Origin of the sequence: Kitasatospora nipponensis, from assembly GCF_039528135.1 — a bacterium.
Classification (GTDB): domain Bacteria; phylum Actinomycetota; class Actinomycetes; order Streptomycetales; family Streptomycetaceae; genus Kitasatospora; species Kitasatospora nipponensis.
In genome coordinates this window covers 1-21,667 of the sequence record NZ_BAAALF010000002.1, presented here as the reverse complement: position 1 = coordinate 21,667, position 21,667 = coordinate 1, and the positions used below count along the sequence as shown (strand labels likewise).

20 protein-coding genes are annotated in these 21,667 nt (G+C 73.1%); 8 read left to right on the top strand and 12 right to left on the bottom strand.

All coding sequences use genetic code 11. The features are described from left to right. Positions 1-135 precede the first annotated feature (135 nt). Positions 136-630: a DUF3145 domain-containing protein gene (locus tag ABD323_RS00865; protein WP_344437794.1), complete on the top strand. Its 495-nt coding sequence runs from the start codon at positions 136-138 to the stop codon at positions 628-630. Positions 631-691: 61 nt separating this feature from the next. Here ABD323_RS00865 and fabF read toward each other — a convergent pair whose 3' ends face one another. From fabF to ABD323_RS00840, 5 genes are all read right to left on the bottom strand, one after another. Beyond that, positions 692-1,957: a beta-ketoacyl-ACP synthase II gene (gene fabF / locus ABD323_RS00860; protein WP_344437792.1), complete on the bottom strand. Its 1,266-nt coding sequence runs from the start codon at positions 1,955-1,957 to the stop codon at positions 692-694. A gap of 98 nt (positions 1,958-2,055) precedes the next feature. Next, entirely contained in the window at positions 2,056-2,298 is a 243-nt protein-coding gene (locus ABD323_RS00855; RefSeq protein ID WP_344437790.1) for an acyl carrier protein, read from the bottom strand. Between the two features lie 94 nt (positions 2,299-2,392). Then, positions 2,393-3,424: a beta-ketoacyl-ACP synthase III gene (locus ABD323_RS00850; RefSeq protein ID WP_344437788.1), complete on the bottom strand. Its 1,032-nt coding sequence runs from the start codon at positions 3,422-3,424 to the stop codon at positions 2,393-2,395. Then, positions 3,421-4,365 (bottom strand): ACP S-malonyltransferase, encoded by a 945-nt coding sequence (locus ABD323_RS00845; protein WP_344437786.1) that lies wholly within the window; start codon positions 4,363-4,365, stop codon positions 3,421-3,423. Before ABD323_RS00845 ends, ABD323_RS00850 begins: the two co-directional genes overlap by 4 nt. A 95-nt stretch (positions 4,366-4,460) precedes the next feature. Next, the gene (locus ABD323_RS00840) at positions 4,461-5,609 is read right to left on the bottom strand and encodes a PucR family transcriptional regulator (RefSeq protein ID WP_344438031.1); all 1,149 of its coding nucleotides are present in this window, start codon (positions 5,607-5,609) and stop codon (positions 4,461-4,463) included. 220 nt (positions 5,610-5,829) lie between these two features. Between ABD323_RS00840 and ABD323_RS00835 the strand changes: the two genes are divergently transcribed. Further along, the gene (locus ABD323_RS00835) at positions 5,830-6,612 is read left to right on the top strand and encodes a pirin family protein (protein ID WP_344437783.1); all 783 of its coding nucleotides are present in this window, start codon (positions 5,830-5,832) and stop codon (positions 6,610-6,612) included. Here ABD323_RS00835 and ABD323_RS00830 read toward each other — a convergent pair. After that, positions 6,587-7,450 carry a serine hydrolase domain-containing protein gene (locus ABD323_RS00830; RefSeq protein WP_344437779.1) on the bottom strand — a complete coding sequence of 288 codons (864 nt, stop codon included), beginning with the start codon at positions 7,448-7,450 and terminating at the stop codon, positions 6,587-6,589. The two genes, ABD323_RS00835 and ABD323_RS00830, sit on opposite strands and share 26 nt — an antisense overlap. 107 nt (positions 7,451-7,557) lie before the next feature. Here ABD323_RS00830 and ABD323_RS00825 point away from each other — a divergent pair, with 107 nt between their 5' ends. Together ABD323_RS00825 and ABD323_RS00820 are read left to right on the top strand one after the other, a co-directional pair. Beyond that, a complete protein-coding gene (locus tag ABD323_RS00825) occupies positions 7,558-8,013 on the top strand; it encodes a MerR family transcriptional regulator (protein ID WP_344437777.1) in 456 nt (151 codons plus the stop codon). Then, positions 8,010-9,026 (top strand): aldo/keto reductase, encoded by a 1,017-nt coding sequence (locus ABD323_RS00820; RefSeq protein ID WP_344437775.1) that lies wholly within the window; start codon positions 8,010-8,012, stop codon positions 9,024-9,026. The genes ABD323_RS00825 and ABD323_RS00820 overlap by 4 nt, the downstream gene beginning before the upstream one ends. A gap of 76 nt (positions 9,027-9,102) precedes the next feature. Here ABD323_RS00820 and ABD323_RS00815 read toward each other — a convergent pair whose 3' ends face one another. Continuing rightward, positions 9,103-10,281: an alpha/beta hydrolase gene (locus ABD323_RS00815; protein ID WP_344437773.1), complete on the bottom strand. Its 1,179-nt coding sequence runs from the start codon at positions 10,279-10,281 to the stop codon at positions 9,103-9,105. 302 nt (positions 10,282-10,583) lie between these two features. Beyond that, on the bottom strand, positions 10,584-11,276 hold the full coding sequence (locus tag ABD323_RS00810; RefSeq protein WP_344437771.1) for a TetR/AcrR family transcriptional regulator: 693 nt from the start codon (positions 11,274-11,276) through the stop codon (positions 10,584-10,586). 208 nt (positions 11,277-11,484) lie between these two features. On the opposite strand from ABD323_RS00810, the gene ABD323_RS00805 reads away from it, so the two are divergent. Beyond that, positions 11,485-13,101 carry an MFS transporter gene (locus ABD323_RS00805; protein WP_344437769.1) on the top strand — a complete coding sequence of 539 codons (1,617 nt, stop codon included), beginning with the start codon at positions 11,485-11,487 and terminating at the stop codon, positions 13,099-13,101. A gap of 83 nt (positions 13,102-13,184) precedes the next feature. Here ABD323_RS00805 and ABD323_RS00800 read toward each other — a convergent pair whose 3' ends face one another. The 3 genes from ABD323_RS00800 to aceE all read right to left on the bottom strand — a co-directional run bounded on the left by ABD323_RS00800 (position 13,185) and on the right by aceE (position 17,683). Then, a complete protein-coding gene (locus ABD323_RS00800) occupies positions 13,185-13,421 on the bottom strand; it encodes a hypothetical protein (protein WP_344437767.1) in 237 nt (78 codons plus the stop codon). A gap of 89 nt (positions 13,422-13,510) precedes the next feature. Next, complete coding sequence (locus ABD323_RS00795) at positions 13,511-14,824, bottom strand: cryptochrome/photolyase family protein (RefSeq protein WP_344437765.1); 1,314 nt, start codon at positions 14,822-14,824, stop codon at positions 13,511-13,513. Positions 14,825-14,932: 108 nt separating this feature from the next. Continuing rightward, positions 14,933-17,683, bottom strand: a complete 2,751-nt coding sequence (gene aceE, locus ABD323_RS00790) for a pyruvate dehydrogenase (acetyl-transferring), homodimeric type (RefSeq protein ID WP_344437763.1) — start codon at positions 17,681-17,683, stop codon at positions 14,933-14,935. A 563-nt stretch (positions 17,684-18,246) separates the two neighbouring features. Here aceE and ABD323_RS00785 point away from each other — a divergent pair. From ABD323_RS00785 to ABD323_RS00775, 3 genes are all read left to right on the top strand, one after another. Then, complete coding sequence (locus tag ABD323_RS00785; protein WP_344437759.1) at positions 18,247-18,684, top strand: DUF3052 domain-containing protein; 438 nt, start codon at positions 18,247-18,249, stop codon at positions 18,682-18,684. Between the two features lie 343 nt (positions 18,685-19,027). After that, complete coding sequence (locus ABD323_RS00780; protein ID WP_344437757.1) at positions 19,028-19,486, top strand: peroxiredoxin; 459 nt, start codon at positions 19,028-19,030, stop codon at positions 19,484-19,486. Between the two features lie 189 nt (positions 19,487-19,675). Continuing rightward, entirely contained in the window at positions 19,676-20,251 is a 576-nt protein-coding gene (locus tag ABD323_RS00775; protein WP_344437754.1) for a TerD family protein, read from the top strand. 147 nt (positions 20,252-20,398) lie between these two features. On the opposite strand, the gene ABD323_RS00770 is transcribed toward ABD323_RS00775, so the two are convergent. After that, positions 20,399-21,667 (bottom strand): outer membrane protein assembly factor BamB family protein (locus ABD323_RS00770; RefSeq protein ID WP_344437751.1); only part of this gene is annotated, 1,269 nt, incomplete at its 5' end.

The window sequence follows — 21,667 nt, the reverse complement described above, 5'->3', positions numbered from 1 at the left end:
GCTCAAGTTCATGACTGAATGTCGATGGACCTGAGGAGGAAACGGGCAGGAGTGGCCACGTGGCGCCCAGGACCAACCGGCCACGGCACGAGGCAGCTGGGGAAGGCGACCCTCGTCCACAGCCTGGAGGTCCCGGTGACGACACGTGGAGTCCTGTACATCCACTCCGCGCCCCGCGCGCTGTGCCCGCACGTCGAATGGGCGGTGGCAGGCGTACTCGGTGTGCGGGTCAACCTTGACTGGATCCGCCAGCCGGCCGCTCCCGGCCACTGGCGCTCGGAGTTCTCCTGGCAGGGGGAGGTGGGTACCGCCTCCCGGCTCGCCTCGGCCCTGCGCGGCTGGCAGTTGCTGCGCTACGAGGTGACCAGCGAGCCGTGCTCGACGGCGGAGGGCGAGCGGTACAGCAGCACCCCGGCGCTGGGCATCTTCCACGCGGTCACCGGCATCCACGGGGACATCCTGATCCCCGAGGACCGGCTGCGCGCCGTGCTGCTGCGGGCCCGCAGCGAGGGCACCGACCTGGAGGCGGAGCTGTCCCGGCTGCTCGGCAAGCCCTGGGACGACGAGTTGGAGCCCTTCCGCTACGCCGGCGAGGGCGCCCCGGTCCGCTGGCTCCACCAGGTGGTCTGAGTTCCGACACGGCAGAGGGGTTGGGCCCGTACGGGCCCAACCCCTCTGAACAACGACCGGGTCAGACGCTGCGGAAGGCCAGCACCACGTTGTGGCCGCCGAAGCCGAAGGAGTTGTTCAGCGCGGCGATCGGGCCGGCCGGCAGCTCACGCGGCTCGAAGCGCACGATGTCGCCGTCCACCTCGTCGTCCAGGTCCTCGACGTTGATGGTCGGCGGGGCCAGCCGGTGGTACAGGGCCAGCACGGTGGCGACCGTCTCGATGCCGCCGGCGCCGCCCAGCAGGTGGCCGGTCATCGACTTGGTGGCCGAGATCGCGACGTGGTTCAGGTGCTCGCCGAGCTCCTTGCGCAGTGCCTTGATCTCCGCGACGTCGCCCTGCGGGGTGGAGGTGGCGTGCGCGTTGACGTGCACCACCTCGGCCTTGTCCAGGCCGGTCGACTCGAAGAGCTGGGCCAGCGCGCGGGCCACCCCGGAGCCGGTCGGCTCGGGCTGCGCGATGTGGTGGGCGTCCGAGGACAGGCCCTGGCCGACCGCCTCGCAGTAGACGCGGGCGCCGCGGGCGGCGGCGTGCTCGGCCGACTCCAGGACCACCACGCCGGCGCCCTCGCCCAGCACGAAGCCGTCACGGGCCTTGTCGTAGGGGCGGGAGGCGCGCTGCGGCTCCTCGTTGTTCTTGGACATCGCCATCATGTTGGAGAAGGCGACGATCGGCAGCGGGTGGATCGCGGCCTCGGTGCCGCCGGCCACCACGACGTCGGCGCGACCGGTGCGGATCATCTCGATCGCGTAGCCGATCGCCTCGGCGCCGGAGGCACAGGCGGAGACGGGGGTGTGCACGCCGGCCCGGGCGCCGACCTCGATGCCGACGTTGGCAGAGGGGCTGTTGGGCATCAGCATCGGCACGGTGTGCGGGGAGACCTTGCGGACGCCCTTCTCCTTGAGCACGTCGTACTGGTCGAGCAGGGTGGTGACGCCGCCGATGCCGGAGGCGATCACGGCGCCCAGGCGCTCGGGGGCGAGGGTGGAGGCCTCGTCGGTGGCGGCGACCTGGTAGCCCGCGTCGGCCCACGCCTCGCGGGCGGCGATCAGCGCGAACTGCGCGGAGCGGTCCAGCTTGCGGGTGAGCGGGCGGGGCAGGATCTCGCCGGGCTCCACCGCGGTGCGCGCGGCGATGCGGACCGGCAGGTCGGCCGCCCACTCCTCGGTCAGCGCGGCCACCCCGGAGCGGCCGGCGAGCAGGCCCTCCCAGGTGGAGGCGGCGTCGCCGCCCAGCGGCGTGAAGGCGCCGATACCCGTGACGACCACGGTGCGGTTTTCAGCGGTCACTGGTTCTTCTTCTCTCACGTGTGCAGCGGGCCGACCGGGACGGGCGGGAGGGGCGGGCCCGGTGGGGGCGGCGGTTGGGCCGCCCCCACCGGAAGGGGTCAGGCGTTGGCGAGGATGTAGTCCACGGCGTCGCCGACGGTCTTCAGGTCCTTGACCTTGTCGTCCGGGATCTTCACGTCGAAGCGCTCCTCGGCGGCCACGACGACCTCGACCATGGACAGCGAGTCGACGTCCAGGTCATCCGTGAAGGACTTGTCGAGCTCGACGTCCTCGGCCGGGATACCGGCGATCTCGTTGACGATCTCGGCGAGACCTTCCAGGACCTCGTCCTTGGTAGCCATCTTGGCTGCTCCTCATTGGTGGTGTTCCGGTGGTGACCGGTGCTCCGCGGGAATGCGGGGCGCCGGCTGGTGGTGCGAAAGGCGCGCTTGGTGCCTAGGGGAGAGTAACGACTGCCGCGGCGTAGACCAGACCCGCCCCGAACCCGATGATCAGGGCGAGGTCGCCGCTCTTGGCCTCCCCGCTCTCCAACATCCGCTCCATGGCCAGGGGAATGGAGGCCGCGGAGGTGTTACCGGTCTCGGCGATGTCGCGGGCGACGGGCACCGAGTCGGGCAGCTTGAGGGCCTTGATCATGGCATCGGTGATGCGCATGTTGGCCTGGTGGGGGATGAACGCGCCGAGCTGGTCGGCCCGTACCCCGGCGGCGTCCAGCGCCTGCTGGGCCACCTTGGCCATCTCCCAGACCGCCCAGCGGAAGACCGGCTGGCCCTCCATCCGCAGCGCGGGCCACCTGGTCCGCTCGCCGACGCCGTTGACGGCGTCCGGCTTGGCGAACGCGGTGTCCCACGCCTCGGTCTGTGTGATGACGTCCTTCTGCGAGCCGTCCGAGCCCCAGATGACCTTGCCGATCCCGGGCGTGTCGGACGGGCCGACGATGACGGCGCCGGCGCCGTCACCGAAGATGAAGGCGGTGGAGCGGTCGTGCACGTCGGTCAGGTCGCTGAGCCGCTCGACGCCGATCACCAGCACGTACTCGGCGCTGCCGCCGCGGACCATGCCGTCCGCCAGGCCCAGGCCGTAGCCGAAGCCGGCGCAGGCCGCCGAGATGTCGAAGGCCGGCGCGGTGCCGCAGCCGAGCCGCTGGGCGATCTCGGTGGCGATGGCCGGGGTCTGCTTGAAGTGCGAGACGGTGGAGACGATCACGCCGCCGATCTGCGCCGGGTCGATGCCCGCCTGCGCGATCGCCTTGCCGGCCGCCTGCACCGACATCTCCGCGACGGTCTCCTCCGGGCCCGCCCAGCGGCGCTCGGTGATGCCGCTGCGGGTGCGGATCCACTCGTCCGAGGAGTCGATCCAGGTCAGCACCTCGGAGTTGGGGATCACCCGGACCGGGCGGTAGCCGCCGACCCCGAGGATGCGCGAGAAGGCGGCACCGGTGGTGGGCCGGATCTGCGGGGCGGTCATGCGGCGCTCTCCTCTCCGAGGTGCTCGGCCACCAGGTCGCGGGCCTTGTCCAGGTCCGCGGGGGTCTTCAGGGCCAGCGTCGCGACGCCCTTGACGTTGCGCTTGACCAGGCCGGTGAGCGTGCCGGCCGGCGAGAGCTCGATCACGCAGGTCGCGCCGAGCTGCTGCAGCGTCTCCATGCACAGGTCCCAGCGGACCGGGTTGGAGACCTGCGAGACCAGGCGGGCCAGCACCTCGGCGCCGGACTGCACGACCTCGCCGTCCCGGTTGGAGACGTAGGCGACGGCCGGGTCGGCCACCGTGAGGCTGGGCGCCAGCTCGGCCAGCCGGGTCACGCCCGGGGCCATGTGCTCGGTGTGGAAGGCGCCGGCCACCTTGAGGGCGATCAGCTTGGCCTTGGCCGGCGGGTCCTCGCGCAGTGCGGCGAGCTGGTCCAGCGTGCCGGCCGCGACGATCTGGCCGCCGCCGTTGTTGTTGGCCGCGGTCAGGCCGTGGTCGGCCAGCTTCGATGCGACCTCCTCGGGGTCACCGCCGAGGACCGCGATCATGCCGGTCTCGGTGACCGCGGCGGCCGCGGCCATCGCGCGGCCGCGCTCGCCGACGAAGGTCAGCGCGTCGGCCGGGCTCAGCACGCCGGCCAGCGCGGCGGCGGTGATCTCACCGACGCTGTGGCCGGCCACCGCGCCGAGCAGCTTGCGGGTCGGGGCCTCGGTGGGCAGCAGCACCTCGGCGGTGACCAGGCCGGCGGCGACCAGCAGCGGCTGGGCGACGGCGGTGTCCTTGATCTCCTCCTCGGAGGCCTCGGTCCCGTAGTGCACCAGGTCGATTCCGGCCACGTCCGACCACTGACGCAGCTGGTCGGCAACGCCGTCCAGCTCGAGCCAGGGGTTGAGGAATCCGGGAGTCTGGGCACCCTGTCCAGGGGCGACGATTACGAGCACGGTTCAACCCTCTCTCGCCAGGCGCCCGAGGGCGGGTAGGCGACGGTAACGAAGAAAAGGACCTCGGCTTGTGGAATCTCTACAGGGGGTCCGTTTTATTCCACGTGGGACTCGAGCCTGCCCAGAGCTAGTGCGATGCGCAGAGTGAACGCGGAGCGTACATCGGAGGGCGCGTAGCCCGTGACGTCAGTCACACGACGGAGCCGGTATCGCACCGTATTCGGGTGAACGAACAGCATCCGGGCGGCCCCCTCAAGCGAGGAGGCCTGTTCCAGATAGACACTCAGCGTCTCCAGGAGTGCCGAGCCGGCCTCGTCGAGCGGTGTGTAGATCTCCTCCACCAGCTGACGGCGGGCCACCTGGTCGCCCGCCAGCGCCCGCTCGGGCAGCAGGTCGTCGGCGAGCACCGGTCGCGGGGCGTCCGGCCAGGCCGCGCAGGCCCGCAGACCGGCGGCCGCGGCGTGCGCGGAGCGGGTGGCCGAGAGCAGGTCGCTCACGGTCGGGCCGACCACCACCGGACCGGGCGCGAACTGTCCGATCAGCGCCCGGGCGGCGTGCACCGGCTCCTTGTCGCCGCCGACCACCACCACCAGGCGCTTGCCCAGGACCCCGGTCAGCACGTGCAGCCGGGCGTACCGGGCGGCCCGGCGGATCGCCTCGACCACCGCCTCGCTGTCCCCGTCGGGGGCGCTGCCCATCACCACCCGCACCTGGCTGGGCTGTCCCCAGCCGAGCGCGGCCGCCCGCGAGAGCACTCCCTCGTCGGCGTCGCCGGAGAGCAGCGAGTTGACGACCAGCGCCTCCAGGCGGGCGTCCCAGGCGCCGCGCGCCTCGGCGGCCTGGGCGTACACCTGGGCGGTCGCGAAGGCGATCTCCCGGGCGTAGACCAGCACCGACTCGCGCATCCCGTCCTCGTCGCCGGGCGTGGCGACCTCCGGGATCGCCTCCTCCATCACCTCGATGGTGGTGCGGATCAGCTCCACCGTCTGGCGCAGGGTGATCGCCCGGGTGAGCTCGCGCGGGGCGGTGCCGAAGACGTCGGTGCTGATCGCCTGCGGGGCGTCCGGGTGGCGGTACCACTCGGTGAAGGCGGCGATGCCGGCCTGGGCGACCAGGCCGATCCAGGAGCGGTGCTCCGGCGGCATCCGGCGGTACCAGCCCAGCTGGTCGTCCATCCTGGTGATGGCCGCGGTGGCCAGCTTGCCGGCCGCCTTCTCCAGGCGCTTGAGGGTGGCCGCCCGCAGCTCGGCGCGCTCGGCGGCGAGCCGGCGCTCCACCGCCGTCGCGCCGGAGCCGGCGGCCCTTCTCGCGGACCGCTTGGCGGCGGGCGGGTGCTGGTCGTCGGCGGAGGGAGCTGTGGGGGCTGGCACAGGGACAAGACTGCCTCACCGCGCGTGCTCTTCGCGCCCACCCCCCGCCGCTGCGCGGCCGCGCTGCCGTGGCCAGCGGCTACGGTGAGTGGCTGTGACCGACCTCGCGCGCCCCAAGGCCGACCTCCGCCGCACCGCCGAGCGCTACCGCTCCGAGCCCGAACCGGGCGTGCAGACCCGGCACGCCTTCTCCTTCGCCGGCCACTACGACCCCAGGAACACGCACTTCGGCGCGCTGCAGGCGTGCAACGAGGAGCTCCTGGCGCCGGGGGCCGGTTTCGGGGCGCACCGGCACCGGGACGTCGAGCTGCTGACCTGGGTGCTGGAGGGCGCGCTCGCCCACCGGGACGGTGACGGCCACGCCGGGGTGGTGCGCCCGGGCATGGTGCAGCACGTGAGCGCCGGGAGCGGGATCACCCACACGGAGCGCACCGTCGGCGGGGCCGACGTCCCGGTCCGATTCGTGCAGATGTGGCTTCAGCCCGACGTCTTCGACGCGCCCCCGGCGTACGGACTGCGCCGCGCCTCGCCCGGCGAGGGGCTCCAGTTGCTGGCCTCCGGGCTGGAGCGGGACGCGGACGGCGAGGCGCTGCGGCTGCGCCGCTCGGACGCCGCGCTGTACCTGGTCACCGCCGGACCGGGGCAGGCCCTGCCGGACCTGCCCCAGGCCCCCTACCGCTACGCGCACCTGACGCGCGGTTCGCTCGGCTACCGCACCCTGCCCGGTCCGCGCGGCCAGGGCCGCTCGCTGGAGCCGGGGGACAGCGTGCGGATCACCGGCGAGGCGTTCGCCGCGCCGATGGCCGGGCCCGAGGGCGCCGAGCTGCTGCTCTGGGAGATGCACTCGGGCCTCAAGCTCGGGGCGGACCCGAGCTGACCGCTGAGGCGCGCAGCTCCGCGAGGACGGCGTCGGTCAGCGGCGGCCAGGCCTCGGCCGCCCACGGGCCGAAGTCCCGGTCGGCCAGCGCCACGCAGGCCGCGCCCGCCTGCGGGTCCACCCACAGGAAGGTGCCGGACTGCCCGAAGTGGCCGAAGGTGGCCGGCGAGCTGGTGGCGCCGGTCCAGTGCGGGGCCTTGTGGTCGCGGATCTCGAAGCCGAGCCCCCAGTCGTTGGGCCGCTGGTGGCCGAAGCCGGGCAGCACCCCGGTCAGGCCGGGGAAGGCGACCTGGCGGGTGGCGGCGGTCAGCGTGGAGGGGTCCAGCAGGCGCGGCGCCTGCAACTCGGCGGCGAAGGCCGCCAGGTCGGCAGCGGTGGAGACGCCGCCGGCGCCGGCCGGGGTGCGGTGGGTGGTGTCGATGGCGCTGTCCGCCATGCCGAGCGGCTCGAAGACGGCCTCGGCCACGTAGCGCTCGAAGGGGATCCCGGCGGCCTTGGCCAGCGTCTCGGCGAGCACGTCGAAGCCGGCGTTGGAGTACAGCCGCCGGGTGCCGGGCTCGGCCACGGTGCGGTGGTCGTCGAAGGCCAGGCCCGAGGTGTGGGCGAGCAGGTGGCGGACCGTGGAGCCGGCCGGGCCGGCCGGGTCGTCCAGCTCGAAGACGCCCTCCTCGACGGCGACCAGCGCCGCGTAGGCGGCCAGCATCTTGGTCACCGACGCCAGCGGGAAGCGGTGCCGCTGCGGGCCGTGCGACCCCAGCAGCGCGCCGTCCGCGCCCCGTACCACCGCCACGGCCGCCGTCGGCACCGGCCAGTCCTCGATCATCCGCAAGCTCTGCATGGACGGAACTCTACGGAACTCCTGTGCGACGGCGTGGTCCGCTTGCTTGGAGTGCGCTCCAACTCGATAGCGTCGGGCGTACGTCGTCGCGCCACTGGGGGAACCGTATGACCGCCGTCCGTGCCTCTGCCGAGGCCGAGGCCGAGGCCGTGTCCGAACCGGACTCCGTCGCCGCGGCCGCCGGGCCCGACCGCCGGCCCCGGCACGGGATCAGCGAGGTCTCCGCGACCACCGGCCTGAGCGCCCACACGCTGCGCTGGTACGAGCGGATCGGCCTGCTGGACCCGGTGGACCGCTCGCACGCCGGCCGCCGCCTCTACAGCGACGGCGACCTGGCCCGGCTGGCCTTCCTCGGCCGGCTGCGGCTGACCGGGATGCCGGTGGCCGACATGCTCCGCTACGTGGAGCTGGCCCGGGAGGGCGACGCCACCGTCGAGGGACGCCGCGACCTGCTGGTGGCGCACCGCGCGGAGGTGCGGCAGAAGATCGCCGACCTGCACGCGACCCTCGCGGTCCTCGACCACAAGATCGACTTCTATACGGGAAAGAAGCCACGCACATGAGCCGGTTCGTCACCCTCCCCACCGTCCGGCTCGGCGCCGGCGGCCCGCTCGTCGGCGCCCAGGGCCTGGGCTGCATGGGGATGAGCGAGTTCTACGGTCCCACCGACACCGCGGAGGCCCTGGCCACCCTGGAGGCCGCGCTGGAGGCCGGGGTCACCCTCTTCGACACCGCCGACGTCTACGGCAGCGGGCACAACGAGGAACTGGTCGGCCCGTTCGTGCGCGCGCACCGCGACCGGGTGGTGCTGGCCACCAAGTTCGCCATCGAGCGCCGGGCCGACGACCCGGCCTACCGCGCGGTGCGCAACGACCCGGCCTACGTGCGCAGCGCCGTCGACGCCTCGCTGCGCCGGCTGGGCATCGAGGTCATCGACCTGTACTACATGCACCGCCGCGACCCGCAGGTCCCGCTCGCGGAGTCGGTCGGCGCGATGGCCGAGCTGGTGCAGGCCGGCAAGGTGCGCCACCTGGGGCTGTCGGAGGTGACCGGCGCGGAGCTGCGCGAGGCGCACGCGGTGCACCCGATCGCCGCGCTGCAGTCGGAGTGGTCGCTCTTCTCGCGCGACGTGGAGCTCAGCGCGGTCGGCGTGGCCGCCGAGCTCGGGGTGGCCCTGGTGCCGTACTCCCCGCTCGGCCGCGGCTTCCTGACCGGCTCGTTCGCCGACGCCGGCGAGCTGGCCGCGGACGACTTCCGGCGCACCCAGCCGCGCTTCACCGGCGCCAACGCGGCCGCCAACGCGGCGCTGGTCGCCCCCGTGCGGCGGATCGCCGCCGCCCGCGGGGTCAGCGCCGCCCAGGTCGCGCTCGCCTGGGTCCACCAGCGCGCCGAGGTGCACGGCCTGACGGTCGTTCCGATCCCGGGGACCCGCAAGCGGGCCCGGCTGGCCGAGAACACGGCCGCGGCCACCCTGCGGCTGACCGGGGCCGAACTCGCCGAGCTGGAGCCGATCGCGGGCGAGGTGGCGGGCAACCGCTACCCCGACATGAGCTCCACCGCCGCCGCCCGCGAGTAGGAGTGGCGGCGCCGCGCCGGCCGACCTCGGGTCAGCCGGCGCGGCGTCAGGTGCCGGGGCGTCAGGTGCCGGGGCGTCAGGTGGTGCGGTAGCTGACGGACTGGTAGTGCCCCAGGGCGATGGCCGCGAAGTTGCGCAGGCTGGCGGTGCCGGGGTTGAAGTAGCCGGTGTGGCCGGCCGCGCCCTCGGAGGAGATGTCCTCGGCGCCGAAGTCCGAGCCGGTCGGGTCGGCGCCGTGGCCCAGGCCCCCGACCTCCAGGTACGGCACGTTGCCGATCCAGTCGCTGGGGTTGCGGGTGGCCCACAGGTGCACGCCGGTGCCGAGGTCGGCGGCGTCCTGCACGCCCATCCCGGGGCTGCCCAGGACCACCATGTCGGTGCTCTCGCCGTGCAGCTTGGGCGCGGCGGTGCCGCAGACCACGGTGCCGTAGGAGTGGCAGACCAGCGACGGCGGGGAGGTGGGGGAGCTGGTCTCGCGCAGCCCCGCCAGCAGCCGCAGCAGGCGCGGGGCGCCGGCGTCGGCCAGCCGGGAGGTCACCGCGTCGGGACCCAGGCCCACCGGGGTGACGTAGCCGGTCCAGGCGATCACCGCGGTCCCGGTGGCCGGGGACTGCCGGGCCTCCTCGGCCCGCAGCGCGCGGGCCATCCCGGCCGGGGAGCGCAGCGGGTCGACGCTGCGGTCGAAGTGGCCCAGGTCGGTGTCCGAACCGGGCACGATCACCGAGACGCGCTGGGCGCTCGCCAGGTCGCCGAAGACCTCGCTGACCAGGCCGCGCCCGCGCGGGTCGAAGGCGAGCACCTGCCGGCCGGGGGCGAGCAGGGCCTGGGCGTCGTTGGCGCGCGAGGCGGCCAGCGCGCGCTCGTCCGAGTCCAGCTTCGGGTCGGCGGCGCGGACCTTGGCCCGGGCGACCTCCTCGGTCAGCGCCCGGGCGTTGGCCCGGTAGCGCAGGGCGAGCGGGGCGCCGTCCAGGTTGCCGACCACCAGCGGGTAGTCACGGACCAGTTGGTCCTGCTGGCTGGGGGAGAGGCCGGCGAAGAAGGCGGCCACGGCGGCCGGGGCGGCGGTGGCCGGATCGGGCAGTGCCAGGCCGAGCGAGTGGTCGTGGACCCAGGCGTCGCTGCCGGCGGGCGGTGTGGTGATGGTCACCTGCTCGTCCGAGGCGGCGGCCTGGGCGGCTGCCGCCCCCGCGTCGGCCAGCACCGCGCAGGTCGCGAAAGCGCCGATGAGAATGCGCTTCAGCCGCCTGCGCTGCATCAACTCGACTCCCGGGGGTACGACTGGTGGTCCAGTCGGCCAGCGTATGTGCTGCGAAGGGCCGATGGGGGAGCTTCAAACTGTGGGCTGGGTCACACGGTCGGCGCAGCGAGTCGGCCGCAGGGCGCTGACCTGGCACGTCGGTGGCGGCGCGGGGGTGGGCCGGCCCGGCGGCGGCGCGGTTTTCCGTCGGACGCCGCTCGTGGCGGCGTCAATCGGGCGCCCGCCAATGTCGCACGTCCGGGTGAGAACTGTCGCGGGCGGCGCCGATCGCCCGTGCGGGGAGGGGTGCTGACGCCCGGTCAGTGCCAGTCGGCGGCCAACGCCGGGCCGAGCTGGTCGAGGTGGCGCTCGATGAGGGCGATCATGCCCTCGGGGGCGTCCTCGCCGAGCGGGTCGCACTCGCCGCTCCAGGCCAGGTGCGAGGTGCGGATGACCGCGCCGAAGACCGCGGCCAGCAGGCGCGGGCGCAGGTCGGTGGCCGGGTCGAGCCCCTCGCGCTCGGCCAGGATCTCGGCCACCCGCTGCTCCTGCTCGGTGGAGCGGCGCAGGTGGGCGGCGAGCAGGGTGGGCGTGCCCTCGATCAGCTGGAGCAGCTCCAGGGCGGCGGTGACGCTGCGCCCGCCGGCCTGGACGCCGGTGCTCAGGTCGCGCCAGGCCTCGCCGATCGCGGCCCGCATCGCCTGCAGCGGGTTCTCCGCGGGGGGCCGGGCGAGCAGCCGCTCGACGAAGTACTCCTCCGCGTCGGCGAGCACCGCGAGCGCGGCCTCCTCCTTGTTGGCGAAGTACCGGAAGAAGGTGCGCTGCGAGACGTCCACCGCGGCGGCGATCTCGTCGACCGTCGTGCGGGCGTAGCCCTGGCTGAGGAAGAGCTGGTGCGCGGCGTCCACCAGGGCGTCGCGGGTGCGCTGCTTCTTGCGTTCGCGCAGGCCGAGCACCCGGCAGGAGGCGGCGGTGGGGGCCGCAGTGGTCGCGGCCGAGGGAGTCGGGGCCATGGAGCCACGATAGCGCTCTGCCAGATGACAGTCATGGCCAGAAGTCAGTCATCAGCAGACGGCAGTATTTGCCTGTTGTCAGCAGCTGACATAATCTGCTGCCGGTGGCGCCCGCGCGGCCGTGGAGCTCGTGGGGACGGGCGGGGCCCGGGCGCCACCCCAAGCCCGCGTACGTCGGCGTACGCCTCTCCTGCGGAAGGTCGCGACGATGAGCCAGCCCGATCTGCGGAGCGCGGAGGCGGACGCCCCGCCGCCGCGTGCCACCGCCACCCCCGCCCCCGCCTCCCGCGGTCTGCGGGGCAACCCCTGGCTGACCCTGCTGACGGTGGCGGTCGGCGTGATGATGGTGGCCCTGGACGGCACGGTGGTCGCCATCGCCAACCCGGTCATCCAGAGCGACCTGCACGCCTCGCCGGCCGACATCCAGTGGGTGACCAGCGGCTACCTGCTGGCGCTGGCGGTCTTCCTGATCACCGCCGGCAAGATCGGCGACCGGTTCGGCCACCGGGCCACCTTCCTGGTCGGCGCGGCCGGCTTCGCCGCCACCTCGGCCGCGATCGGCTTCGCCGGCAGCATCCGGACGGTGATCGCCTTCCGGGTGCTGCAGGGCCTGTTCGGCGCGCTGCTGCAGCCCGCCGCGCTCGGCCTGCTGCGCGGGGCCTTCCCGGCCGAGCGGCTGAACATGGCGATCGGCATCTGGGCCGGGGTGATCGGCGCCTCGACGGCCGCCGGACCGATCGTCGGCGGCCTGCTGGTGGAGCACGTCAGCTGGCAGTCGGTCTTCTTCATCAACATCCCGGTCGGCCTGCTCGCCCTCGCCCTGGGGCTGTGGATCCTGCGCGACGTGCGGGTCGCGAACGCCGCGAAGTCCTTCGACGTCCCCGGCATCCTGCTGCTCTCGGCGGCGATGTTCCTGCTGGTCTGGGGCATCATCAAGGCCCCGGCCTGGGGCTGGGGAGACCCCCTGACGCTGCTCTTCCTGGGCGGCGCGGTGCTGGCGATGGTCCTCTTCGCCCTGTGGCAGACCCGGGCGAAGGAGCCGCTGATCCCGCTGAGCCTCTTCCGCTCGGTGCCGCTGTCGGCCGGCACGCTGCTCATGGTGCTGATGGCCTTCGCCTTCTTCGGCGCGATCTTCTTCGTCACCTTCTACCTGCAGAACGTGCACGGCATGACGCCGGTGCAGGCGGGCGTCCACCTGCTGCCGATGACCGGCATGATGATCATCGGCGCTCCCGCGGCGGGCGCGGCGATCGGCCGGGTCGGGCCGCGGATCCCGATCGTGGTGGGGATGCTGCTCACCACCGCGGCGATGGCCGGCATGGCCACCCTGGGCACCGGCTCGGGCACCGCCGTGATGTCGCTCTGGTTCGTGCTGATGGGCCTGGGCATCAGCCCGGTCATGGTCGGCGCCACCGAGGTGATCGTCGGCAACGCGCCGCTGGAGCTCTCCGGGGTGGCCGGCGGGCTGCAGCAGGCGGCCATGCAGGTCGGCGGCAGCCTGGGCACGGCGGTGCTGGGCGCGCTGATGGCCGGGCGGGTGACCCACGTGCTGCCCGGGAACTGGACGAGGGCCGGGCTGCCGATGCCCACCGGAGCGCAGGCCGAGGGGCTGCGGCAGGCCGCCCAGGTCGGGGTCGCCCCGCCCGCCGCGCCGGGCACCCCGGAGCCGGTGGTGCACGCCATGGCGGACGCCGTGCACACCTCGTTCGTCAGCGGGATGTCGCTGGCCTTCACCGCCGCCGCGGTGGTCGCCCTGGTCGCGGCCGCGCTGGGTCTGCTGACCAGGCGCGGCAGCACCGAGGCCGGGCCGGCCGTGCACATCTGAGCCGCCGGGAGAGGGCCGGGGCGCCGGACGATCCGCACCTGCTGCGCTTCGGCGCTCCCGACGGCGCCGGGTACGCCGTCCGGCTAGCCGCTCCGGCCGCCGATGGGACCGCCGCCCAGCAGCAGTTCCTGACCGTCCTGGACCACGTCACGGTCGGCACCGGCCGGTCGTCCGCGGCTGCCGGCCTCGTGCAGGTAGCGGGCCCGCTCCTCGCGTTCGAGGTCGGGGAAGTAGTCCTGCAGCCAGCGGCTCGCCTCGGCCTCGCAGAGGTGCAGATCGTCGAGGAGGAAGCGGGCCCGGGCGATGATCTCGTCTCTCATGGGGCGATCATCGCCGCGGCGCGCGGGCGGTGTCCTGCCCGGCTGGGCCGCCCGGGCGGCCGGCGCGCGGAAGGTCGGGCCGGCGCGGGTCAGCTCGCGCCCGGGCGGCCCAGGCGGAAGCGGTCGGCGGTCAGTTCGATGATCGGGGCGGGGTAGTCGACCGGGTAGGGGAGCAGCCAGGGCCGGTGCACCGCGGCGCCCGGGACCCCCGCCAGCTCCGGCACCCAGCGCCGCACGTAGGCGCCGTCGGGGTCGAAGCGCCTGGCCTGCGCGAGCGGGTTGAGCACCCGGTTGGGGCGGGTGTCGGTGCCGGTGCCGGCCACCCACTGCCAGTTCAGCTGGTTGTTGGCGACGTCGCCGTCCACCAGCAGGGAGAGGAAGTGCGCGGCGCCGATCCGCCAGTCCTGGTGCAGCGTCTTGGCCAGGAAGCTCGCCGTCAGCAGCCGGGCGCGGTTGTGCATCCAGCCCTCGTGGGCGAGTTGGCGCATCCCGGCGTCCACGATCGGGTAGCCGGTGTGCCCGCTGCGCCAGGCCCGGGCCTCGGCCGGGTCGTGGTGCCAGCGGTCGCCGCGCGGACGGTAGTCGGCGCGGGCGCAGTCGGGGCGGGCGGCCAGCACCTGGTGGTGGAAGTCCCGCCAGGCCAGCTGGCGCACGAACGCCTCTCCGCCGGGGCCGTCGGCCCGCTGGACCAGCTCGCCCGCCGAGAGGCAGCCGAAGTGCAGGTAGGGCGAGAGCCGCGAGGTGCCGTCGCCCGCCAGGTCGTCGTGCACCTGCTCGTACCGGTCGACCTGCCAGCCGTTCCAGCGGCGCCGGCCGTGGCTCTCCCCGCCCGGTGGCAGGCCCGGCGAGTCGGGCCGGACGGTGGGCACCGGGAGGCCCTCGACGCCCGCCGGCACCCGCACGGCGCGCGGCGCGGCCAGCGGGCGTCGCAGCGGGGCCTGGCGCCAGGCGCGGAAGTACGGGGTGAAGACCGCGTAGTGGTCCTTGCCGGCGGGGGTGACCGCGCCGGGGGCCAGCGCCGTCAGCACGGCGTCGTGGACGTGCAGCCGTTTCCCCAGCTCCGCCTGCAGCCGCTCCTCGCGGCGCCGGGCGAAGCCGCTCACCCCGGCGGCCAGGTGGACCGCCGTGGCGCCGGTCCGGGCGAGGACCCGCAGCGTCTCGGTGACGGTGTCCCCGCCGCGCACCACCAGTCGCCCGCCGCGGGCCCGCAGGCCCTCGTCCAGGTCGCGCAGGCAGTCGGCCAGGAAGGCCGCGCGGTTGGGCACCGCGAAGCCGGCCGCGCGCACCCCGTCGTCCAGGACGAAGAGCGGCACCACCTCCTCGGCGCCGGCCAGCGCGGCCCGCAGCACGGGGTTGTCGCGCAGCCGGAGGTCCTGGGTGAAGAGCGCGACGGCGACGGTCATGGCTCATCGGTACACCCGATCCGCCGGCCGCTCAAAACGCCCGAGGGCCGAACCCCCCGAAAGGAGTCCGGCCCTCGGACGGCTGATCGAACGATCAGGCGTCGACGATCAGGCGTCGCCACCGGCCGCGCCCGGGTGGGCGGCGGCCACGTCCAGCAGCTGGTAGCGGTCGATCGCCTCCTTGAGCGCGGAGCGGTCGATCCGGCCCTGCTTGGCGAGCTCGGTGAGCACGCCCAGGACCACCGACTGCGCGTCGATGTGGAAGAAGCGACGGGCCGCGCCACGGGTGTCGGCGAAGCCGAAGCCGTCGGCGCCCAGCGACTGGTACTGACCCGGCACCCAGCGGGCGATCTGGTCCGGCACCGCGCGCATCCAGTCGGAGACGGCGACGAACGGGCCCTGGGCGCCCTGCAGCTTCTGCGTCACGTACGGGACGCGCTGCGGCTCCTCCGGGTGCAGCAGGTTGAACTCCTCGGCCTCCACCGCGTCGCGGCGCAGCTCGTTCCAGGAGGTCGCGGACCAGACGTCGGCCCGGACGTTCCACTCCTCGGCGAGGATGCGCTGGGCCTCCAGGGCCCACGGCACCGCCACGCCCGAGGCGAGGATCTGCGCCGGGATCTCGCCGGCCGTGCCCTCGCGGTACTTGTGGACGCCCTTGAGGATGCCCTCCACGTCCACGTTCTCGGGCTCGGCCGGCATCTGGATCGGCTCGTTGTAGACCGTCATGTAGTAGAAGACGTCCTCGCCGTGCGGGTGTTCGGCGGAGGAGCCGTACATCCGGCGCAGGCCGTCCTTCATGATGTGCGCGATCTCGAAGCCGTAGGCCGGGTCGTAGGCGACCACGGCCGGGTTGGTCGAGGCGAGCAGGTGCGAGTGCCCGTCGGCGTGCTGCAGGCCCTCGCCGGTCAGCGTGGTGCGACCGGCGGTGGCGCCGAGCACGAAGCCGCGGGCCAGCTGGTCGGCCATCTGCCAGAACTGGTCACCGGTGCGCTGGAACCCGAACATCGAGTAGAAGACGTAGACCGGGATCAGCGGCTCGCCGTGCGTGGCGTAGGACGAGCCGGCGGCGATCAGCGAGGCGGTGCAGCCCGCCTCGGAGATGCCGTCGTGCAGCATCTGGCCGGTCGGGGACTCCTTGTAGGCCAGCAACAGGTCGCGGTCGACCGACTCGTAGGTCTGGCCGAGCGGGTTGTAGATCTTGGCGGAGGGGAAGAGCGAGTCCATGCCGAAGGTGCGGTACTCGTCCGGCGCGATCGGCACGAACCGGTTGCCGATGCCCTTGTCCCGCATCAGGTCCTTGAGCAGGCGGACGAACGCCATGGTGGTGGCGATGGTCTGCTGCCCGGAGCCCTTGAGGGTGCCCTTGTACGCCTCGTCGCCCGGCAGGGTCAGCTGCGTGGGGCGCACCTTGCGGGTCGGCATGTAGCCGCCCAGCTCCTTGCGCCGGTCGTGCATGTACTGGATCTCTTCGGAGTCCTTGCCCGGGTGGTAGTAGGGCGGGTAGCCCTCCTCGAGCTGCTTGTCCGTGATCGGGATGTGCAGGCGGTCGCGGAAGCGCTTCAGGTCCTCGACCGTCAGCTTCTTCATCTGGTGGGTGGCGTTGCGGCCCTCGAAGTTGGGGCCCAGCGTCCAGCCCTTGACGGTCTGCGCCAGGATCACGGTCGGCTGGCCCTGGTGCTCGCGGGCCGCCTTGAAGGCCGCGTAGACCTTCTTGTGGTCGTGCCCGCCGCGACCCAGGTGCTGGATCTGCGTGTCGGACATGTTCTCGACCATGGCGCGCAGCCGCAGGTCGTCACCGAAGAAGTGGTCGCGGATGTACGAGCCGGTCTCGGTCGCGTAGGTCTGGAACTGGCCGTCCACCGTGGTGTTCAGCTTGTTGACCAGCACGCCGTCGCGGTCCTGCGCCAGCAGCGGGTCCCAGCTGCGGTCCCAGATCAGCTTGATGACGTTCCAGCCGGCGCCGCGGAACTGCGACTCCAGCTCCTGGATGATCTTGCCGTTGCCGCGGACCGGGCCGTCCAGGCGCTGCAGGTTGCAGTTCACCACGAAGGTCAGGTTGTCCAGGCCCTCGCGGGCCGCCAGCGAGAGCTGGCCCAGCGACTCCGGCTCGTCCATCTCGCCGTCGCCCAGGAAGGCGTAGACGTGCGAGTCGGAGGTGTCCTTGATGCCGCGGTGCTCCAGGTAGCGGTTCATCCGGGCCTGGTAGATCGCGCCGAGCGGGCCCAGGCCCATCGAGACGGTCGGGAACTCCCAGAAGTCCGGCATCAGCCGCGGGTGCGGGTAGCTGGAGAGGCCGTAGGGCGCCTTGGACTTCTCCTGGCGGAAGGCGTCCAGCTGCTGCTCGCTGAGCCGGTCCAGCAGGAAGGCGCGGGCGTAGATGCCGGGGGAGGCGTGGCCTTGGAAGAAGATCTGGTCGCCGGACTCGCCGTCGGCGTCCTTGCCCCGGAAGAAGTAGTTGAAGCCCACGTCGTAGAGCGACGCGGAGGAGGCGAAGGTGGCGATGTGGCCACCGACGCCGATGCCCGGGCGCTGCGCCCGGGAGACCATCACGGCCGCGTTCCAGCGGGTCGCGTTGAGGACCTTGCGCTCGATCTCCTCGTTGCCGGGGAAGAACGGCTCGTCCTTGGTGGCGATGGTGTTGACGTAGTCCGTGCTGCGCATCTCGGGCACGGCGACACGCTTCTCGCGGGCGCGCTCGATCAGGCGGAGCATCAGGTAGCGGGCACGCTCACGGCCCCGCTCGTCGATGGCCGCGTCAAGCGACTCCAGCCATTCCGCGGTCTCCTCGGGATCGAAGTCCGGGACCTGACTCGGAAGGCCGCCAATGATGATCGGGTTGCGATCGGATCCGGAAGCCACGCTGTTCCTTCACTGTCGGTCGAAACTGAGGTGTGTCGCGCCGCCTCCATCGTGTACCGCAACTCGGAGATCCGTCATCTCTACCGATGGGTAACCGCTTCGCCTGGTGGGCGGGGCGGTCAGGCGGTGCTCGCCGGGCGTCATTGTCCGGGTGCGCGCCACCGGGTGTTACGAAGAGGTGGTCCGACCTGTTTCCTGGACTGCTCCAGGTACCCCGCTCGTCCGATGGCGGGCGGTCGGGGTGAGGGCCAACAGGAGACTCTACGCCCGTGATCGCGCTGGTCTCGAATGCCGTTCGCATCGCGGGCAGTGGGGTGGACAGCCGGGGGTGCGCACGGGCTGCCGGCCTGCCTCACGCGGAGTGGCATCCGCAGCATGGGCGAACGGTCCGCAAAAGGGCAAATCGGTGTGATTCGCGGCACAGGATCCGGCGCGTCTTGCTACGACACGTCAACCTTTGGGTGGGATCGGGGGTCGGGTACTTGCGCGAACCGCCGCGCCCGTGTGGACTACGGCCACAGCCTTGGCACCGATGCCAGGCCGAAATACTGGAGGTTATTCCCGTGAGCGCGACCGCGGACCCCGCGGACAAGTCCAACCCGGCTAGCCGACTGGGCTTCGAGCCCGGCCAGATCGTCCAGGAGCTCGGGTACGACGAAGACACTGACCAGGATCTCCGTGAAGGCGTCGAGGAGATCACCGGTACGGAGCTCGTCGACGAGGACTACGACGACGTCGCAGACGCCGTCGTGCTGTGGCACCGCGAGGAGGACGGGGATCTCACCGATGCCCTCGTCGACGCCCAGGAGTACCTGGCCGATGGCGGCCTGATCTGGCTGCTGACGCCCAAGACCGGGCGTGACGGCCACGTCGGGGCGGCCGAGATCAACGACGCCGCCCAGACCGCCGGGCTGTCGCACACCAGCTCGGTGTCGGTCGCCAAGGAGTGGGCCGGCACCCGGCTGGCAACGCCGAAGGCCGCCAAGTCCGGCCGGCGCTGACGCCCCGCGGGCCCGCCGCCGCGGGGCGGCGGTAGCCGCCGCGCGCCGACCGGGCCGCGGGTCCCCTCCCGGGTACGCCGGGCACGCGTACGGGCATGGCCGACGGGCCCTGCTGGAGCTTCCTCCAGCAGGGCCCGTCCGCATCCGGCCGCCGCCTGTGCGAGCCGCCGGCCGGCCTGTTCGCCCCGGGCGAAACTCGGCCCGCGGGAGCCCTCCGCCTCACTCGTTCGGCCGAACGGGGCTCATCAGATGCGAGGATGTGGCCGCGGTCGGCCGCGACGCCGGCCAGGTCACCCGTGTGCGTGGGGCTGCGCCGTGCGCACCGCTGAGAAAGGTCGTCACCATGGCCATCGAGGTCGGCACCCAGGCTCCGGACTTCGAGCTGAAGAACCAGCACGGCGAGCTGGTCAGGCTCTCCGACTACCGGGGCGAGAAGAACGTCGTCCTGGTCTTCTACCCGTTCGCCTTCACCGGTGTCTGCACCGGCGAGGTGTGCGCGATCCAGAAGGAGCTGCCGCGCCTGCAGAACGACGACGTGCAGGTGCTCGCGGTCTCCGTCGACTCGCCGTTCACGCTGCGGGTCTTCGCCGACCAGGAGGGCCTGGAGTACCCGCTGCTCTCGGACTTCTGGCCGCACGGCGCGCTCGCCGAGGCCTACGGCGTCTTCGACGCGGAGAAGGGCTGCGCGGTGCGCGGCACCTTCGTGATCGACAAGTCCGGTGTGGTGCGCTGGTCGATCGTCAACGGCCTGCCGGACGCCCGCGACGAGCAGGAGTACCTGACGGTCCTCGGCGCGCTCTGAGCGGCCCCTGCGGCCGGCCCTGCGGCCCGGTGTGACGGGGATTGCCCCAGCCACGCCGGGCCGTATCGGTGACCGGGTGCGGACCCGGCACTACGATCGGGTTGTTGGCAGGACCGAGGACCCGTACCACGGGCCCCGGGCCGCACCACGGGGGCGCCGACAGACGCCTCCCTGATCATGGAGGATCCTGTGGGTGTCAGCCTGAGCAAGGGCGGAAACGTCTCCCTCTCCAAGGAGGCCCCGGGCCTGACGGCCGTGCTGGTCGCCCTGGGCTGGGACGCGCGCACCACCACCGGCGCGGAGTTCGACCTGGACGCCAGTGCGCTGCTCTGCAACGACCTGGGCAAGGTGACCAAGGACGCGAACTTCGTCTTCTTCAACAACCTCACCAGCCCCGACGGTTCGGTCGAGCACACCGGGGACAACCTGACCGGTGAGGGCGAGGGCGACGACGAGACGATCAAGGTCAACCTGGCCGCCGTCCCGGCCGACGTGTCGAAGATCGTCTTCCCGGTCTCGATCTACGACGCGGAGACCCGGCTGCAGAACTTCGGCCAGATCCGCAACGCCTACATCCGGGTGGTCAACCAGGCCGGCGGCCAGGAGATCGCCCGCTACGACCTGACCGAGGACGCCTCCACCGAGACGGCGATGGTCTTCGGCGAGCTCTACCGCAACGGTGCCGAGTGGAAGTTCCGCGCCATCGGCCAGGGTTACGCCTCCGGGCTGCGCGGCATCGCGCAGGACTTCGGCGTCAACGTCTGACGAGCGGCGGCCGCGCGCGTACGGGTGGCCCGCGGCAGGTCCGGTCCGGACCTGGACGGGCCCCCGCGCGGGCGTTGGCGGACCGGGGGCGGTGGGGCAGGGGGGTTGCGGGGGAGCGGGGGAGCGGGGGCGGACCGGGGGCGGTGCTCAGACCGGGGGCAGCGCGTAGACCCGGTCGTCCTGGGCTGCGATCAGCAGGTGACCGTCGGTGGCGAACTGCCACGGAACGCCGCTGGAGACGCCGTTGACGAAGATCCAGCGCAGCTTGTGGGCCTTGAGGTCGATCGCGTAGACGCCCTGGGTGTCGGTGGAGACGAAGAGCGTGTCCTGGACCACGATCGGGCTCGCGTCCATCGAGCACTCGTTGGGCAGCGGGAGCCGCCAGAGCTCCTGGCCGTCGCCCGCCGCGTAGGCGATCACCGTGGGGCCGGCGCTGGGCGTGGCGCCGTACTGGGTCATCGTGGTGCCGCCCAGCACCGTGTAGACGACGCCGTCGCTGACCGTCGGCGCGCTGTACCAGAGGTCCTTGCTGCCCGGCGGGCGCGACTTCACCCAGGCCTGCTTGGTGGTGGCCAGGGTGATCGCCTGCAGTCCGCCGCCGCCGGCGGAGCAGTAGAGCCGCTCGCCGTCGGTGACCGGCAGGTAGACGCCGTGCGAGTCGGTGTCCACGAACCAGCGCTGGTCGCCGTGGGCGGTGCTGCGGGCCACCAGGTTCTGCTGCGAGTCGGTGTAGAGCAGCAGGTCGCCGGCGAGCACCGCGGACACCCCGCTGGTGTCCGCGCCGTCCTTGCGGTGCTGGTCCCAGAGCACCGAACCGTCCGCGCGGGAGAGCGCGAAGATGCCCGGGGTCGACTTGGCCTCCAGATCGGGCTCACCGTCGGCGGTCAGCGGCCGGTAGCTGCACAGGGCGTAGACGGCGTGCTCGTCGGCGGCCAGCACCGTGGAGGCGTCGATCCGGGCGGGCACCCCGGGGCCGGTCCTGGGGGTGTACTTCCAGCGCACGCCGCCCGAGGACGGGTCGACGCTGACCAGGTCGTTGCCGTCGTAGGCGATCGAACCGGCGGCCGCCCCCACGCCGATCGCGCCCTCCTCGGGCTTGGACCAGCGCGGGCCGCCGTCCTGGAGGTTCACCGCGACCACGTTGCCGACGCCGTAGAGCAGCACCACGTCGCCCACGCAGAGCGGTGTGGTGCCACCGACGCCCGAGTGTTCCATCCGGTGGCTCCACACCGGCTGCGGCGCCACCCCCGGCGGGCGGCTTGCGGTCGGGGAGGGCACGGGGGACGGCGAGCCGCCGGAGCCGGTCGGCTGCGGGGTCGGGCCGGGGTGCGGGCCGGGCTTGCCGCCGCCGGTCAGCGCCCAGGCCGCCCCGCCGATCGCGGCGGCCAGCACCGCGCCGCCGTCGGCCAGCAGCAG

Excerpts from the sequence above, each read along its gene's own strand:
- ABD323_RS00855 (WP_344437790.1), bottom strand. The coding sequence starts at position 2,298 with ATGGCTACCAAGGACGAGGTCCTGGAAGGTCTCGCCGAGATCGTCAAC.
- ABD323_RS00850 (WP_344437788.1), bottom strand. The coding sequence starts at position 3,424 with ATGACCGCCCCGCAGATCCGGCCCACCACCGGTGCCGCCTTCTCGCGC.
- ABD323_RS00830 (WP_344437779.1), bottom strand. The coding sequence starts at position 7,450 with ATGCAGAGCTTGCGGATGATCGAGGACTGGCCGGTGCCGACGGCGGCC.
- ABD323_RS00825 (WP_344437777.1), top strand. The coding sequence starts at position 7,558 with ATGACCGCCGTCCGTGCCTCTGCCGAGGCCGAGGCCGAGGCCGTGTCC.
- ABD323_RS00820 (WP_344437775.1), top strand. The coding sequence starts at position 8,010 with ATGAGCCGGTTCGTCACCCTCCCCACCGTCCGGCTCGGCGCCGGCGGC.
- ABD323_RS00815 (WP_344437773.1), bottom strand. The coding sequence starts at position 10,281 with ATGCAGCGCAGGCGGCTGAAGCGCATTCTCATCGGCGCTTTCGCGACC.
- ABD323_RS00810 (WP_344437771.1), bottom strand. The coding sequence starts at position 11,276 with ATGGCCCCGACTCCCTCGGCCGCGACCACTGCGGCCCCCACCGCCGCC.
- ABD323_RS00805 (WP_344437769.1), top strand. The coding sequence starts at position 11,485 with ATGAGCCAGCCCGATCTGCGGAGCGCGGAGGCGGACGCCCCGCCGCCG.
- ABD323_RS00800 (WP_344437767.1), bottom strand. The coding sequence starts at position 13,421 with ATGAGAGACGAGATCATCGCCCGGGCCCGCTTCCTCCTCGACGATCTG.
- ABD323_RS00795 (WP_344437765.1), bottom strand. The coding sequence starts at position 14,824 with ATGACCGTCGCCGTCGCGCTCTTCACCCAGGACCTCCGGCTGCGCGAC.
- ABD323_RS00780 (WP_344437757.1), top strand. The coding sequence starts at position 19,028 with ATGGCCATCGAGGTCGGCACCCAGGCTCCGGACTTCGAGCTGAAGAAC.